The sequence below is a fragment of the Microbulbifer harenosus genome (assembly GCF_005771435.1).
Classification (GTDB): Bacteria; Pseudomonadota; Gammaproteobacteria; order Pseudomonadales; family Cellvibrionaceae; genus Microbulbifer; species Microbulbifer harenosus.
In genome coordinates this window covers 63443-77979 of the sequence record NZ_VANI01000004.1, presented here as the reverse complement: position 1 = coordinate 77979, position 14537 = coordinate 63443, and the positions used below count along the sequence as shown (strand labels likewise).

14 protein-coding genes are annotated in these 14537 nt (G+C 61.2%); 8 read left to right on the top strand and 6 right to left on the bottom strand.

Going from position 1 to position 14537, the window contains the following annotated elements:
- Nucleotides 1-120: 120 nt before the first annotated feature.
- From FDY93_RS02600 to FDY93_RS02585, 4 genes are all read left to right on the top strand, one after another.
- Complete coding sequence (locus tag FDY93_RS02600; protein ID WP_138234198.1) at nt 121-1044, top strand: hydrogen peroxide-inducible genes activator; 924 nt, start codon at nt 121-123, stop codon at nt 1042-1044.
- Nucleotides 1041-3179 carry an ATP-dependent DNA helicase RecG gene (gene recG, locus FDY93_RS02595; protein ID WP_138234197.1) on the top strand — a complete coding sequence of 713 codons (2139 nt, stop codon included), beginning with the start codon at nt 1041-1043 and terminating at the stop codon, nt 3177-3179. The genes FDY93_RS02600 and recG overlap by 4 nt, the downstream gene beginning before the upstream one ends.
- Before the next feature lie 251 nt (nt 3180-3430).
- Complete coding sequence (locus tag FDY93_RS02590; protein ID WP_138234196.1) at nt 3431-4132, top strand: hypothetical protein; 702 nt, start codon at nt 3431-3433, stop codon at nt 4130-4132.
- A gap of 267 nt (nt 4133-4399) precedes the next feature.
- Complete coding sequence (locus tag FDY93_RS02585) at nt 4400-5080, top strand: hypothetical protein (protein ID WP_138234195.1); 681 nt, start codon at nt 4400-4402, stop codon at nt 5078-5080.
- A gap of 80 nt (nt 5081-5160) precedes the next feature.
- On the opposite strand, the gene FDY93_RS02580 is transcribed toward FDY93_RS02585, so the two are convergent.
- Nucleotides 5161-6477 carry a dicarboxylate/amino acid:cation symporter gene (locus FDY93_RS02580; RefSeq protein WP_138234194.1) on the bottom strand — a complete coding sequence of 439 codons (1317 nt, stop codon included), beginning with the start codon at nt 6475-6477 and terminating at the stop codon, nt 5161-5163.
- A 221-nt stretch (nt 6478-6698) separates the two neighbouring features.
- Here FDY93_RS02580 and FDY93_RS02575 point away from each other — a divergent pair, with 221 nt between their 5' ends.
- The 4 genes from FDY93_RS02575 (at nt 6699) to phoR (ending at nt 10575) form a co-directional block, all read left to right on the top strand.
- Nucleotides 6699-7271, top strand: a complete 573-nt coding sequence (locus FDY93_RS02575) for a chorismate--pyruvate lyase family protein (protein ID WP_138234193.1) — start codon at nt 6699-6701, stop codon at nt 7269-7271.
- 25 nt (nt 7272-7296) lie between these two features.
- Complete coding sequence (ubiA, locus tag FDY93_RS02570; RefSeq protein ID WP_138234192.1) at nt 7297-8184, top strand: 4-hydroxybenzoate octaprenyltransferase; 888 nt, start codon at nt 7297-7299, stop codon at nt 8182-8184.
- Between the two features lie 131 nt (nt 8185-8315).
- Nucleotides 8316-9020 (top strand): phosphate regulon transcriptional regulator PhoB, encoded by a 705-nt coding sequence (phoB, locus tag FDY93_RS02565; protein WP_138234191.1) that lies wholly within the window; start codon nt 8316-8318, stop codon nt 9018-9020.
- 241 nt (nt 9021-9261) lie between these two features.
- Complete coding sequence (gene phoR / locus FDY93_RS02560; RefSeq protein ID WP_138234190.1) at nt 9262-10575, top strand: phosphate regulon sensor histidine kinase PhoR; 1314 nt, start codon at nt 9262-9264, stop codon at nt 10573-10575.
- Between the two features lie 68 nt (nt 10576-10643).
- Here the strand turns inward: phoR and traF are convergent, their stop codons facing one another.
- The 5 genes from traF to FDY93_RS02535 all read right to left on the bottom strand — a co-directional run bounded on the left by traF (nt 10644) and on the right by FDY93_RS02535 (nt 14533).
- Nucleotides 10644-11804: a conjugal transfer protein TraF gene (gene traF, locus FDY93_RS02555; RefSeq protein ID WP_138234189.1), complete on the bottom strand. Its 1161-nt coding sequence runs from the start codon at nt 11802-11804 to the stop codon at nt 10644-10646.
- 270 nt (nt 11805-12074) lie between these two features.
- The gene (locus FDY93_RS02550) at nt 12075-12434 is read right to left on the bottom strand and encodes a hypothetical protein (RefSeq protein WP_138234188.1); all 360 of its coding nucleotides are present in this window, start codon (nt 12432-12434) and stop codon (nt 12075-12077) included.
- Nucleotides 12435-12544: 110 nt separating this feature from the next.
- Nucleotides 12545-13147: a DUF938 domain-containing protein gene (locus tag FDY93_RS02545; protein WP_138234187.1), complete on the bottom strand. Its 603-nt coding sequence runs from the start codon at nt 13145-13147 to the stop codon at nt 12545-12547.
- A gap of 2 nt (nt 13148-13149) precedes the next feature.
- Nucleotides 13150-13929 (bottom strand): peroxide stress protein YaaA, encoded by a 780-nt coding sequence (gene yaaA / locus FDY93_RS02540; protein ID WP_138234186.1) that lies wholly within the window; start codon nt 13927-13929, stop codon nt 13150-13152.
- Between the two features lie 112 nt (nt 13930-14041).
- Nucleotides 14042-14533 (bottom strand): DUF4265 domain-containing protein, encoded by a 492-nt coding sequence (locus tag FDY93_RS02535; protein WP_138234185.1) that lies wholly within the window; start codon nt 14531-14533, stop codon nt 14042-14044.
- Nucleotides 14534-14537: the final 4 nt, after the last annotated feature.

The window sequence follows — 14537 nt, the reverse complement described above, 5'->3', positions numbered from 1 at the left end:
TGATTAATAGCATTTTTTTCTGGTTTGAGACATTTACACATCCGGGTGGCAGTTTTGCTGGCCGCCTGGGGGCGTTTATGAATAAACTCTATCGCCAAGTTTTCCTTGATTGCGTTTGCCATGACATTAAACGAGTTGCGCTACATCGTTACCCTCGCTCAGGAGCAGCATTTCGGCCGCGCCGCCGAGCGCTGTTTTGTGAGCCAACCCACACTTTCCATCGCCGTCAAAAAGCTGGAGAAAGAGCTGGGGGTCGCCCTGTTCGAACGCTCCAAGACCCGGGTGCAAGCCACCCCATTGGGCGAGCGTATCGTCGCCCAGGCACAGCTGGTACTGGAACAGTCGGCGGCCATCAAGGACATCGCCAGCGCCGGCAAGGACCAACTGAGCAGCCCGCTGTCCGTCGGGGCCATCTTTACCATTGGGCCCTACTTATTCCCGCATTTCATTCCACAGCTGCAACACCTGGCACCACAGATGCCGCTGTATGTAGAGGAGGGCTACACCTCCACTTTGCGGGCGCGCCTGCGCAAAGGCGAGTTGGACGCGGTAATCATTGCGCTGCCATTTACCGAACCGGATGTGGTCACCCAACCGCTGTACGATGAACCCTTCGTGGTGCTGATGCCCTCGGATCACCCACTCGCCAAGTTTGAAGCGCTGAGCCCGGAGCAGCTGTGCGAAGACAATGTCCTGCTGCTTGGGGAAGGCCACTGCTTCCGCGACCAGGTGCTGGAGGCCTGCCCGCAGCTGCAGCAGTCGATTGAAAAAGAGGCCGCCAGTGGTCATATCCGCACCGCGGCCGACGGCAGCTCACTGGAAACCCTGCGCCATATGGTGGCCTCCCGCCTGGGCATTACCGTGCTGCCACTTTCGGCGGCGGCGGCCTCCCAGTACGCCACCGGTGTGCTGGTAACCCGCCCATTTGTGGCACCGGCGCCTCGGCGCACCGTGGCCCTGGCCTGGCGGGCGAGTTTCCCGCGACACCGCGCCATCGACATGCTGCGCGACGCCATCAACCAGTGCCAGCTCAAGAGTCCGTGAGCCAGAGACAAGACCAAAGCCAACGCCAGGGCCAGAAACCGCTGGCGGAAATCCCCGTTACCGCCCTCAAAGGCGTCGGCGCCAAGCTCGCGGAGACCCTCGCCAAACTGCATATCAGCTCACTGCAGGACCTGCTGTTCCACCTGCCGGCCCGCTACCAGGATCGCACCCGCGTAGTCCCGCTGGCGGGCCTGCGCCCGGGCATGGATGCGGTCATCGAGGGTGAAGTGCGCGCCGCGGACGTGGTGCTCGGCCGTCGCCGCAGCCTGGCGGTGCGCCTGCAGGACAGCAGCGGCAGTGTCACGCTGCGCTTTTTCCATTTCACCGCCGCGCAGAAAAACCGCCTGGCCCCCGGCACCCGCATACGCTGCTACGGCGAAGCCCGCCGCGGCAGTGCGGGTATCGAACTTTATCACCCGGAAACCGAGATTCTCGGCGAGGAAATTTCCCCCACTGCCGACACCCTCACGCCCGTATACCCGCTGACCGAGGGCCTCGGGCAGGGGCGGCTGCGCGCGTTGATCGGGCAGGGGCTCGACTGGCTCGCCGGCAACAATGTCACCGAACTGCTGCCGGCGGAACTGCTGCCGCGCTCCCTGCAGATTCCACTGGCAGGCGCGCTGATGTATCTGCACCAGCCGCCGGCAGACGCGGACCTGCCGCAAATGGCGGAAGGCCAGCATCCTTCACAGCAACGGCTGGCGCTGGAAGAATTGCTGGCGCACCACCTGAGCCTGCTGGAACTGCGCCGCAGCACCTCCAGGGTCTCCGCACCCGCACTCACCCCCAACGCGGCGCTGGAGCGGGATTTTCTCGCGCGCCTGCCGTTTGCGCCCACCAATGCCCAGAAGCGCGTGGGAAAAGAGATTGCCGACGATCTCACGCGCTCGGTGCCAATGATGCGCCTGCTGCAGGGCGACGTGGGCTCCGGGAAAACCCTGGTGGCCGCGCGCGCCGCTCTGCAGGCCATCGGCGCCGGCTATCAATGCGCGGTGATGGCGCCCACGGAGATTCTCGCCGAGCAGCACCGGATCAACTTCTGCGGCTGGCTGGAACCCCTGGGCATCACCGTGGCCTGGCTCACCGGCAGTATGAAAGTATCGGAGCGTCGCGCGCAGCTGGCGGCCATCGCCACCGGCGACGCACAGTTGGTGGTAGGCACTCACGCACTGTTTCAGGATGGCGTGGAGTTCCACCGCCTGGCGCTGGTGATCATCGACGAACAACACCGCTTTGGCGTGCGCCAACGGCTGCAGCTGCGGGAAAAGGGCGCCGCCAGCGGAGAAAATGACTCTGTCGAGGGCGCGGCCCGCACCCAACCGCACCAGCTGATCATGACCGCCACCCCGATTCCACGCACTCTGGCGATGTCGGCATTCGCGGATCTGGACTGTTCGGTGATCGATGAACTACCCCCCGGCCGCCAGCCGATCAACACCGTGGCCATCTCCAGCGAGCGCCGTTACGAGGTGATGGAGCGGGTACAGAACGCGGTGCGCGAGGGTCGCCAGGCCTACTGGGTGTGCACCCTGATTGAAGAGTCGGAAACGCTGCAGGCGCAGGCCGCCGAATCCACCGCCGAGGAGCTGGCGGATACCCTCGACGGCGTGCGCGTGGCCCTGGTGCACGGGCGCATGAAGCCCGACGCCAAGGAGCTGGTAATGAAGGCCTTCAAGGCCGGCGACGTGGATTTATTGGTCGCAACTACCGTGATCGAGGTGGGCGTGGATGTGCCCAATGCCAGCCTGATGATCATCGAGAACCCTGAACGCCTGGGTCTCGCACAGCTGCATCAGCTGAGAGGGCGCGTCGGCAGGGGCAGCATCGCCAGTCACTGTGTGCTGATGTACACCACGCCGCTGTCTGCCAACGGCCGCGCGCGCCTGCAGGCCCTGCGCAGCCACGCCGACGGTTTCGCCATCGCCGAGGAAGATCTGCGCCTGCGCGGCCCCGGCGAAATCCTCGGCACCCGCCAGACCGGCGAGATCCAGCACCGCATCGCGGACCTGCAGCGGGATGCGCACCTGTTGCCACTGGTGCAGAAAATCGCCGCCGACCCCCGCCTGGACCACAGGGCACGCGCGGCACTGGTGCGACGCTGGCTGCACAACAAGCCGCGCTTCGCGGAGGCCTGATGGGGGCGGTGCGCAACGCTACACGGTCCTTAGCTATACAGTTTCCCTCCAGCTTTTCCCGGCTTTGTGAAGCGCTGCGCCTTTTTCGAAGCCGCCACCCCTTGCAGAGACCAACTGGTCAAGAACAGTCACCAATATTTTTGCACTCGCACCGTGGCAGTGGCAGCCTCCGCTGGAGAGTTGCTCACGCACGTACAACAACCCTCGGCGCCGACATGGCGTAACCTCGCGAAAACCACAGGAAGACTCACTTGAACCGCTCATTCAGGCACAATCTTGTGTCCGCCGGCAGCCGCCTTGTCGTCTGTGCCATGTTGACGCTGCCCTCCGCACCCTCTCTGGCCCTCGGCCTGTTTGGCAGCAGCGATGAACCGCCACTCCCCCAGATCACCCTGGCGCGCACCCAAGTGGCCGCGGAAATCCCCACGCCGCTGCAAGGAAACGACATGCAGGCGCTGCTCGCCCAGGCCGCCTCCGGCGAGGGTCTGGCAGCCGCGCGGGACGCAGCCACCCGCGCCTTCAGCGAACAATTGCGCAGCAAGCTCGAACACGCGCTGCGGGATTTTTTTGCGGAGGAACAGGTGGAGCTCGCTGCCAGCGACCATTCGCTGACCCTGCACAACTTCATCGACATTTCCATCGTCAAGCAGTTGAGCGGACTCAAAAGCGGTGACGACTATGAGCTGGAGAAGGGCAATCTGAGCGCCAGTGGCGATTTCAACTTCCGCCTGCAGAAGCCGGGCGGCGAGGTGCTGAAAGAGCGGCGCCTGGATATCGCCGACCTGCGTATCAAGGCCAGCTACCAGATCAAGACCTACAGCAACGGCCAGGCCGCCGAAGACAGTACGCCAGCAGAACTGGAAAAGCTGACCGACAACCTGGTGGCGCGGATACTCGACCGCATCGAGGACGACCTGGAAGCAGACAGCCTGCGGAATATCGCCGGCGGCTGACCCACTCCCGCCGCGCGCCCTGGGGCGCGCCTCCCACCGATCACGCAGCCGCCAGCTATCCCCAAGGGCTGTAGCCGAACTTGCAAATTCCCGCCGAGATCCCGCGCACAAAACGAACGACTACTGACGTATAGGTCACGGAAAAATTTTGCTCTCTGTCCCAATAACTGGCAGCCTGTCACTTGTTATACAGTAATTACAGAGCGAATTGATTCGCCAGAGCTTTACCAGACATCCCGGCATAAAAAAGAAAACAGGGAGCGATGAATGAGAACCCCCACCTTGCGCAAGCTGGCGCTCGCCGGCCTGCTGAGCATTGGATTTACTGTCCAGAGCCATGCCCAGGGCGGCTTCTGGGGCGGCGATGATGTCACCCCCAGTCTTGTGGTCGCCGCCACACAAATCGAGATTGATGTGCCCATGCCCGTTTCCGCTGGCAATCTGGAGCTTATGCTGGCCCAGGCCGGCAACGGCGGCGCACTTTCGGATCTGAAACAGCAGGCGATACGCACCTACACCCAGCATCTGCACAGCGAGCTGGCAACGGAGCTGCACGAGTATCTGGACGATGAGAAAGTACCGCTGGTACAGGCAGACGGCGCTCTAACCCTGCAAAACAACCTCAACCTCAAGGTCATCAAGCACTTGGCCGGCATCAAGCCCAAGGCCGATTATGACCTGGAGCAGGGCAACGTCACCCTGAACGGCGAGTTCCGTTACGTCCTCAGCAATCGCAGCGGTACCGCGCTGCGCGAGCAGAGGATCAATATCGACGAACTCAGGATCAGCGAAAAATACCTGGCCCGCGTCTACCACGACGGCCGCACCGGTGACGACAACACCGAAGAGGCGATCAAGAAAGCGCTCAGCGAGCTGGTGGAACAGCTGGTGGAGTCCATGGAGGAAAACCTCGAGGCGGACCGGCTGCGGGAGCTGGCCGCGCTGTAGCGGCTTCCCGCTGGAGACGTAAGGCGCACAAACAACAGGGGCTGCAAACGCAGCCCTGTTGTTTGTGATTTTCTGCAGTGTCAGGAGGTGGCGCTGCTCGCACTCCGTTCGTTGCCGTCTGCCACGCTGTTGTAGTTGTCATCGTTGAAGGTCTGGAGATTGAGCGCGCCTTCGCTTTTGGCCACAATCGTACTCACCACCGCGTCCCCGGTGATATTCACCGCCGTTCGCACCATATCCAGCAGGCGATCCACACCCATCACAATGGCGATCCCCTCCAGCGGCAAGCCCACCTGCTGCAGCACCATCGCCAGCATGATCAAGCCGACACCAGGCACGCCAGCGGTGCCAACAGAAGCCAGCGTCGCCGTCAGGATCACGGTCAGGTAGCCCATCAGGCCGATCTCGATCCCGTAAAGCTGGGAAATGAATACCGTCGCCACCCCCTGCATGATCGCGGTGCCGTCCATGTTGATGGTCGCACCCAGCGGGATGGTGAAAGAGGCCACCTTGTTATCCACGCCCAGGCGCTTCTCCACCGTCTGCAATGTGACCGGTATCGTGGCCGCGGAAGAGGCGGTACTGAAGGCAAACACCATCGCCGGGCGCATCTTCTTTATCAGCTTCACCGGGTTCAGGCCGGACAGCAGCTTAAGCAGCAGCGAGTAGACCCCGAAGGCATGCAGCAGCAGCGTGCCGAGCACCACAAGGAAGTACTTCAGCAACTGCAGGATCGCATCCAGCCCCAGTTGCGCAATCTTGTTCGCCAACAGCGCGAATACCCCATAGGGTGCAAACACCATCAGCACCGAAACCATGCGCATGATCACTTCGTTGAGATCATTAAAGAAGCCCGCAATGCGCTGCCCCGGCTTGCCGCTGCGGGAAATTGCAAAACCCATCAGCAGAGCAAATACAATGATCTGCAGCATGTTGCCTTTGGCCATCGCTTCCACCGGGTTGGTGGGGAAGATGTTCACCAGCATTTCCGACAGCGGCGGTGCCGGCTTGGGATCAAACACCGCATCACCGGCCATTCCTTCCATACCCGCACCCGGTTGGAACACCAACGCCAGCACCAGTGCCAGCGAAATCGCCAGTGCCGTGGTCATCAGGTACAGCAGCAGCGTCTTGCCCGCCAGCACCCCAACCCGGCTGCCGTCCGACAGCGCACAGGCTCCGCAGATCAGGGAAACCAGTACCAGCGGCACAACCATCAGCTGAAGGGACGCGATAAAGATCCGCCCGACAACATCGAACAGGCCATTGGTCAGGTAGTTATTGATAAACCCGGTTACGCCTCCGCCAAGGATCTGGCTGACATTGAGAAAATTGAACAGCAGGCCGACCGCGATGCCCGCGATCATGGCCAGTACGATTTGTTTGGTGAGCCCCATGGTCCGTCCTGTTTATGTTTTCACCACGAGTGCGGCAAAAAATTATATGCGGATGGCAAGAACCAAGAATTTCCGGGCGAAGGCGCCGCCACCGAACTTAGTTCAGGCCTCTAGTTATAGATTGCGCCACTATATCGGCAGCAAGCACGAGGGGCAAAGCGCGTTCCCCGAATGGCTTGCTCAGGTACAATGCGGTCATTTGAACCCGCGCGGAGTCAGCGTTGTACCACTCCCCTTTTGAACCCGTCGGCGACTGGCACCCCCACCCGCTGGACACCCTCCACGGATCAACGCCACCGGAGCCACTGCTGCCCTGGCTGCTGCACCCCGGCTCCCTCACCGCCGCTCTCAAACACCACAGCAGCGGCGAGTTTCACGTTCAGATACTCAACCAGGGCTGGCAGCAACCGCGCCTCGAAGAGCGTCGCGCCCTCGGCCTGCGCGACAAATCCCTCGCCCTCGTGCGCGAAGTTTTGCTCTGCGGTCGCGGCCAACCCTGGGTCTACGCCCGCAGTATCCTGCCTGAGCGCTCCCTGGCCGGCAAACACCGCCACCTGCGCAGTCTCGACAACCGCCCCCTGGGGGAACTCCTGTTCAGCCGATCCGATATGCGGCGCGGCCCCATCGTCCTCAATCAGCTTGCGCGCAATCCCCAATGCCAGCTCGAACAGTTCGCCGACATGGCCACCCGCGCCTGGGGCCGCCGCTCCACCTTCTGGCTCGGCGACAAGCCCCTGTTGGTTGCGGAAACCTTCCTCAGCAGTTTCAATCCCCACAGTCCACCCTCCGCCTGAGGGCTACGCGTTCCGGGAGACACCTATGCAAGTGATCAGCCAACAGATACAACAGCGCTGGCCGCAACTGCTTCCCTACTGGCAGCTGGCGCGCCTCGACCGCCCCATCGGCTCGCTGCTGCTGCTCTGGCCCACCTGGTGGGCCCTGTGGATTGCCGCTGAGGGCTGGCCGGGTCTGCATCTGTTTGCGGTGTTCACCCTCGGTGTGGTCCTCACTCGCGCCGCCGGCTGTGCCGTCAACGACTTCGCCGACCGCAACATCGATGGCCACGTGAAGCGCACCAACCAGCGCCCCCTGGCCACCGGTGCGGCCACGCCGAAGGGCGCTCTGCTGCTGTTCGCGGGCCTGATGCTGGCGGCCTTCCTACTGGTGCTGACGACCAACCGGCTCACTGTACTGTTGTCGCTGCCGGCACTGGCGCTGGCCTTTTGCTACCCCTTTGCCAAGCGCTATACCCACCTGCCACAGGTGGTGCTGGGCGCCGCCTTCAGCATGGGTATTCCCATGGCGTTCGCGGCGGTGCAGGGAGAAGTGCCGGCGGTGGCCTGGCTGATTTTCACCGCGAATCTGCTGTGGACCGTGGCCTACGACACCTTTTACGCGATGGTGGACCGGGACGACGACTTGCGGATCGGGGTCAAGTCCACCGCCATCCTGTTTGGCGATATGGACCGGGTGATGACCGGCAGTTTGCAGGCGATGGTCGTTTTGGCGCTGCTGATGCTGGGCAGCCGGGAGGCGCTGGGTGCTCTGTTTTACTGCGGCGTGGCCGCGGCGACCGGGCTGTTCATCTATCAACAGCGGCTGGTGCGGAATCGGCAACGGGCACTCTGCTTTCAGGCGTTTCTCAACAATAATTGGGCTGGCGCGGCGATTTTTGCAGGTATTTTTTTCCATTTTCTAGCCAACTGAACCTACCTTTTGGCGGCGAGGTCGTGATCGCCGCACAGCTGTCATATATTTGTCATTAAAGTGACGTTAAATGGCCACTCTAAGAAAAGTCAGTTAAGTGACAAATTCACCAGCTAGGGTATGGCAGGCAAATGCACAGCAAGACGATCCTTATAGTCGACGACGAAGCCCCGGTCCGGGATATGCTGCGAATTGCGCTGGAGATGGCGGATTATCGCTGCCTTGAGGCGGAGAATGCGCAGGCGGCGCACGCACTGGTGATCGACGAGAAGCCGGATCTTGTGCTGCTGGACTGGATGCTGCCGGATGTTTCCGGGGTTGAGCTGGCCCGCCGCCTGAAGCGGGATGAGCTGACGTCTTCGCTGCCGATCATCATGCTGACGGCGAAGGGCGAGGAAGATCACAAGATCAAGGGGCTGGAAACTGGCGCCGACGATTACATTACCAAGCCGTTTTCTCCGCGCGAGCTGGTAGCCCGTCTGAAGGCGGTTCTGCGCCGCGCGGGGCCGACGACGCCGGAGGAGCCGCTGACGGCGGGTGGCCTGGTGCTGGATCCGATCAGCCACCGGGTGACGATCAATGGCCAGCCGGTGGAGATGGGGCCGACGGAGTTCCGTTTGCTGACGTTTTTCCTGTCGCACCAGGAGCGGGCCTATACCCGTACGCAGTTGCTGGACCATGTGTGGGGCGGCAATGTGTATGTGGAGGAGCGCACGGTGGACGTGCATATCCGTCGCCTGCGCAAAGCGCTGACCATCGACGGCCATGAGCGCTATATCCAGACCGTGCGCGGCACCGGCTACCGCTTTTCTGTACAGACTGTGGAAAGAGTGTAAGCTCTTTTTCCAGCTTTATGTGGCTCCGTAGCGAGCCCGGTGGCGGCCGGCCACCGGGTATGTGTTTTTGAAACCGGACTGGGCGTCCCCCTGTGAATACATCCCTGTACGCTGCGTCGGCGACTTCCCTGTCGCCGACGCTTTCAAAAACACATACCCGGCACCCGGCCTTCGCTTAGAATCCTGCGCACTGTTCATCAAATCGCAGAATTCACTCACCTATCCAGATGGCCCAACCATCATGCTCGATCGCAGTATTGGCGAGTTCTCGCGCTTTATCGTCATCGCCCTCGGCACCACCATTCTCGGTTTTTCGACCGACAACTGGTGGCTGGCGCTGTGTGCCGGCCTCGCCGTGTATCTCGGTTGGTTGCTGTGGCAGCAGAACCAGTTCGACCGCTGGCTCGCCAACGGTCGCCGCGGTCCCGCGCCGACGAGCTTCGGAGTATGGGGCGATATTTCCGACGATTTCTATCGACTGCAGCGCCGCCACCGCAAGGAAAAACAGAAGCTCCATTCCATGCTGCGCCGGGTGCAGGACAGTACCAGTGCGCTGCGCGAGGGGATTGTGGCACTGGAGGATGAGGGCAATCTGGCGTGGTGGAATCCGGCGGCGGGGCAGATGTTGCGCCTGCAGGCGGATGATGCGGGGCAGCCGCTGGTCAACTTCGTTCGCGATCCGCGGTTTGTGGAGCATATGCACAACCGTATGTTCGGGCGCGGTCGCGCGTCGCTGGAGCCGATTACGCTTCCGGCGCCGGGGGACGATTCGCGTATTCTGACCATGGAGGTGACGCGCTTCGGTCAGGATGAGGCGTTGGTGATCGTGCGGGATGTGACGCGACTGCATAACCTCGAGCAGATGCGGCGGGATTTTGTGGCGAATGTGTCTCATGAGTTGCGCACTCCGCTGACGGTGATTGCGGGTTATCTGGAGACGCTGCAGATGAGCGGCCAGGCGCCGCGCAACTGGGAGCGGCCGCTGACGCAGATGAGCGAGCAGACGGTGCGGATGACCGGGCTGGTGAACGATCTGCTATTGCTGGCGCGGCTGGAAACGTCGGAGCGCGACACTGGCCGCGACAGGGTGTCGGTCCGGCAGTTGATGGAGCAGGTGGCCGGTGAGGCGCGCTCACTGAGTGGCGGGCGCCACGAGATCACCGTGGAGTGTATCGAGGACTGCACTATTACCGGCACCGCCGGCGAGCTGCACAGTGCGTTTGCAAACCTCGCCTTCAACGCGGTGAAGTACAGCCCTGATGGCGGGCCGATTGAACTGCGCTGGCGCCTGGATGCGGCGGGCGGGCATTTTTCCGTGAAGGACTGTGGTATCGGTATAGATCCGGTGCATATCCCCCGTCTCACCGAGCGTTTCTACCGAGTGGATGCGGGCCGCTCGCGGGAGAGTGGCGGTACCGGTCTCGGCCTCGCCATCGTCAAACATGTGCTGCTGCGCCACGGTGCCAACCTCACGGTCAGCAGTGTGCCTGGCCGCGGCAGTACCTTCACGCTCAATTTCCCAACGCACAAACTGACCCTGGCCAGCTCGGCCTGAGTGTCTGACCTGAGAGCCGGAAATGCAAAAGGGGCCCGCAGGCCCCTTGCACAGGCTACCGGCGAATCTTACAGATCCAGACCAAACTGCAGAGCTGCGCCGTAGGTGTCGTCGGAGGATTTGATCGCGGACAGGTGGAACTGCACCACGTCAAACGGCGAGAAGCCGATACCCGCTGTCAGCGCGCCATCGTAGGTGTCTTTCAGGTCGTGGCGGTAACCAACACGCAGCTGGGCCCAGTCAAACAGGTCCGCTTCCATACCCACACGCGCGATCTGTACTTCACCGGCACTTTCGAACGCCTCGATGGAATTCAGGTCCAGATCCGCCAACAGGGTAAATACTTCACCGGTATAACCAAGGCCCGCGGTCAGTTGCGGTTCCAGCTGGATTTTTACCCCACCCTGTATGGTGTCGTAGTCCTGGGCAATGGCATTGCGCAGGGATACACCGCCCTGCAATTCGCCCCAGTTGATGGTCGCGCCGAAGTCGATATTGAAATTGCTGTGCTCAAGCATGTAGTCATCGGCGTCGAAGTCGTCGCTGTCAAAGTCCGCGATCGTTTCGAGGTACTCGATGGTTTCAACCCGCTGGTATTTCGGCGTTGCGCCGAGAGAAACCTGATAACCCCCGAAAGTGAATTGGCGGGCGGCGGCAAAGCCGATTTCCTGCAGGGAGTAACCAAACGCGCCGGCTGCGGTTTGCAGGTCACTTTCGTCGAAAATCTGCTCACCGAAGTTTTCCAGCAGCTCCACGTCAGAATCCGCCAGCCGGATCTCCGTCGCCACGAAGGCGGACTGGCGAACAAACAGCAGGCCGGATGCCAGGCTGTTGGGAACGGCAATGGTCAGCTGGGCACCGGCATCCACGGTCAGCCGCCCCTGATCCAGCATTTCCAGTTGCGCGAGAATGTAATTCGCATCGTCCTGGGTGGCGGTCAAACCGTCAATGTCGTCGAGAAAATCGCTCAGATCCTCGCTGGTATCGAAGAACTCATTCTCGTCGTTGGCGACTGCCCCCACATCTATATTGAGCGCGAAATCGTCATTTTCTTTGAAATTGGTCAGGGTCGCCGGGTTGATCAGCGCACTGTAGGTGTAGTCGCCACCGGCGACGCCGGCGCCAGCCATGGCGCTACCGCGACCGGAAAATACTTCTGCGGCTACCGGTGCCGCCCCCAGAATAGCCCCTGCCGCAACAATGCCGGCAATTTGGTTCTTGGCCCACATAAACAACCAGATCCTTTGTTCGTATCAGTCAGAATAATTTTTGTACACGCCATTAGTCAGAATTATTGGCGGCGCCAAAATAGCCCTAACCACTTGGCGCGACAATAGCTCTTCCGGGTTATTTTGTGACAAACTTCTCATTGAGACTGAGAACTTTATTCATTTTGAGTCTGGGGACACCGGAGGGTATGGGGCGCCGGGCGTGGGCTCGCACCCGGCGGGAAGCAGGCAAGCTCGATAGTGTGGGAAGCCGTGGGAAGGAGCGCTGGATTAATCCAACTCCTGCAAACTCCGCTCTTCGCCGTCGATGCGATAGTGCGCGGTACCGTCTGCCGAAAGCCGGGTGGCGGACTTTGTGAGAGCTATGTGTACCAGCTTGCGCTCACTGTCGCGGATCAGCAGATGCTCGCGCCCCTCGTCATCCACTGGCAGGCTGCGCCCGCCGGTGAGGCTGTCGCGCAGGGCGCGCAGTTGCGGTACATCGCGGTAGCGGTCCAGGTCTTTGGACAGTTTGTGCTTCATGCGCTCGGATTCGTGCAGGGCCGCGGCGGTCTCGCGGTATTTGGCAAAGAAGAATACTGCGGCAATGCCGGCGAAGATGGCGAGGGTGGTTTCAAACCATGGGGGCATAGTAAAGGGTCCTTGTACTTGTCGATGACTCTGCCTGTAGGAGCCTGCTTGCAGGCGAATAGTCCGGAGCCCGGAAATTTTCGCCTGCAAGCAGGCTCCTACAAAGCGCGTTATCTGATCAACCGCCACACCAGCAGCTGGTTGTTGGCGGGCAGGAAATTGTTTTCGGTTCTGCTGAGCCCCTGTGCTTCAGCGAGCCGGTCCAGCCACTCGAGATCGCGAATCCCCCGCAGCGGGTCCTGCTCTTGCAACTGTTCATCGAAGCCGGCGTTGCCAGGGCCGATATATTCTCCGGCGATTTTCACCGGGCCGTAGACGACCAGCTGGCCGCCGGGCTGCAGAACCTGCGGCAGACGCGCGAAGAAGGTCTCCACCGCACTGGCCGGCATGATGTGCAGGGTATTCGCGGTGAATACCGCATCCACACGCAGCTCCGGCCATTCACCAGTGACATCCAGCGGCAGCGGCGGCGGCAAGTTGTCTGCGGGGCTATTGGCGAGCCACGCCTGCACCTCGTGCAGGTTCTGCGCGCGCTCCGAGGTTTGCCATACCAGGTGCGGCAGTCGCGGGGCAAAGTACACCGCATGCTGACCGGTGCCGCTGCCAATTTCCAGCACCCGGCGGCTGCGCTTTAGCAGGCGCTGCAACTGTTCGAAGATCGGCTCGCGGTTGCGCCCGGTGGAGGGCGCATCTGGCAGTTGCTTGTCCGTCATTGTCACACTGGCTGCTCGTCGCGCAGGAACACCCAGTCGTTACCTCTGGAGTGCTCCGCACTGAAATAGTAGCCGGCAACGTCGAAGTCTTTGAGTTGCTCGGCTTTCTTTACCCGGTTGTCGATGGCCCAGCGGCTCATCATGCCGCGGGCTTTCTTGGCAAAGAAGCTGATCATCTTGTATTGCCCGTTTTTCCAATCCCTGAAATGCGGGGTGACGATGTCTGCCTGCAGGTTTTTCGGCTGTATGGATTTGAAGTATTCCGTGGACGCGAGATTCACCAGCTCACGGCTCTTCAGCGCCTTGAGCTGTTCGTTGAGTGCGGCAGTGATCTTGTCATCCCAGAATTCGTACAGGTTTTTGCCGCGGCTGTTCGCGAACTTTGTGCCCATCTCCAGGCGATAGGGCTGCATCAGGTCCAGTGGGCGCAGCAGACCGTAGAGGCCGGAGAGCATACGCAGGTGTTTCTGCGCAAAGTCGAAATCGCGCTTGTTCATGGTCTCGGCTCCGAGCCCGGTGTACACATCGCCTTTGAACGCCAGCAGTGCCGGGCGCGCATTGGCATCGGTGAACGGGCGCTTCCAGCTGTGGAAGCGGTCGTAGTTGAGCAGCCCCAGCTTGTCGGAGATTTTCATCAGCGCGGAGATGTCCTGCGGACTCAGAGACTTGAGTTCTTTGATCAGCAGGGCGGAGTCCTTGAGGAAATCCGGCTGGGTGGTGTCCAGTGCGGGAATCTCACTCTCGTAATCCAGGGTTTTTGCGGGGGAGATGACGATCAGCATAACGGTTCAACTACTTGTGGACTTCGTCATCCCGGCGCAGGCCGAGATCCAGGGGTCGGAGTCCTGGATTCCGGCCTACGCCGGAATGACGGTATTGGTATGGGGGTCGGTTTTATTCCGGTTTTAGGATGTCTTGCCACCAATTGAGCGGCGTCTGCCCATCCACCGGATCGTAGACATTGCCGTAATACCAGACACTGTTGGCGCCGTCGCACACGCTGTTGAGGATTTTCTCGATTTCCTCGAAACCGCAGCTCACGTGAATGCTGAACACCAGCAGGCGCGGGCTCTCAAGATCCAACTCGCCGCCGAGCTTTTCGATCTGCGGGCTCAGCTGATCCGAGAGCTTGGCGCTGTCCTCGCGGCAAAAGACCCGTATCGCCAGGTTGCCGGAGCGTTTTACCAGGTCGAATCCCGGTTTTTCCGGGTCCTGGCGGTTGATCTTGATGGTGTCGCCGCTGGCGATGCCCTTGATGAACGCGGGGGAGCGTACCAGCTGCACGCTGTCGTCGTCGTTGACCCGCACCTGCAGCCGCTCCACTACCGGCTCGCCATCGGGATTGGTACCGGCAAATAATTCGATAATCTGCAGTGCGCTCGACATAACC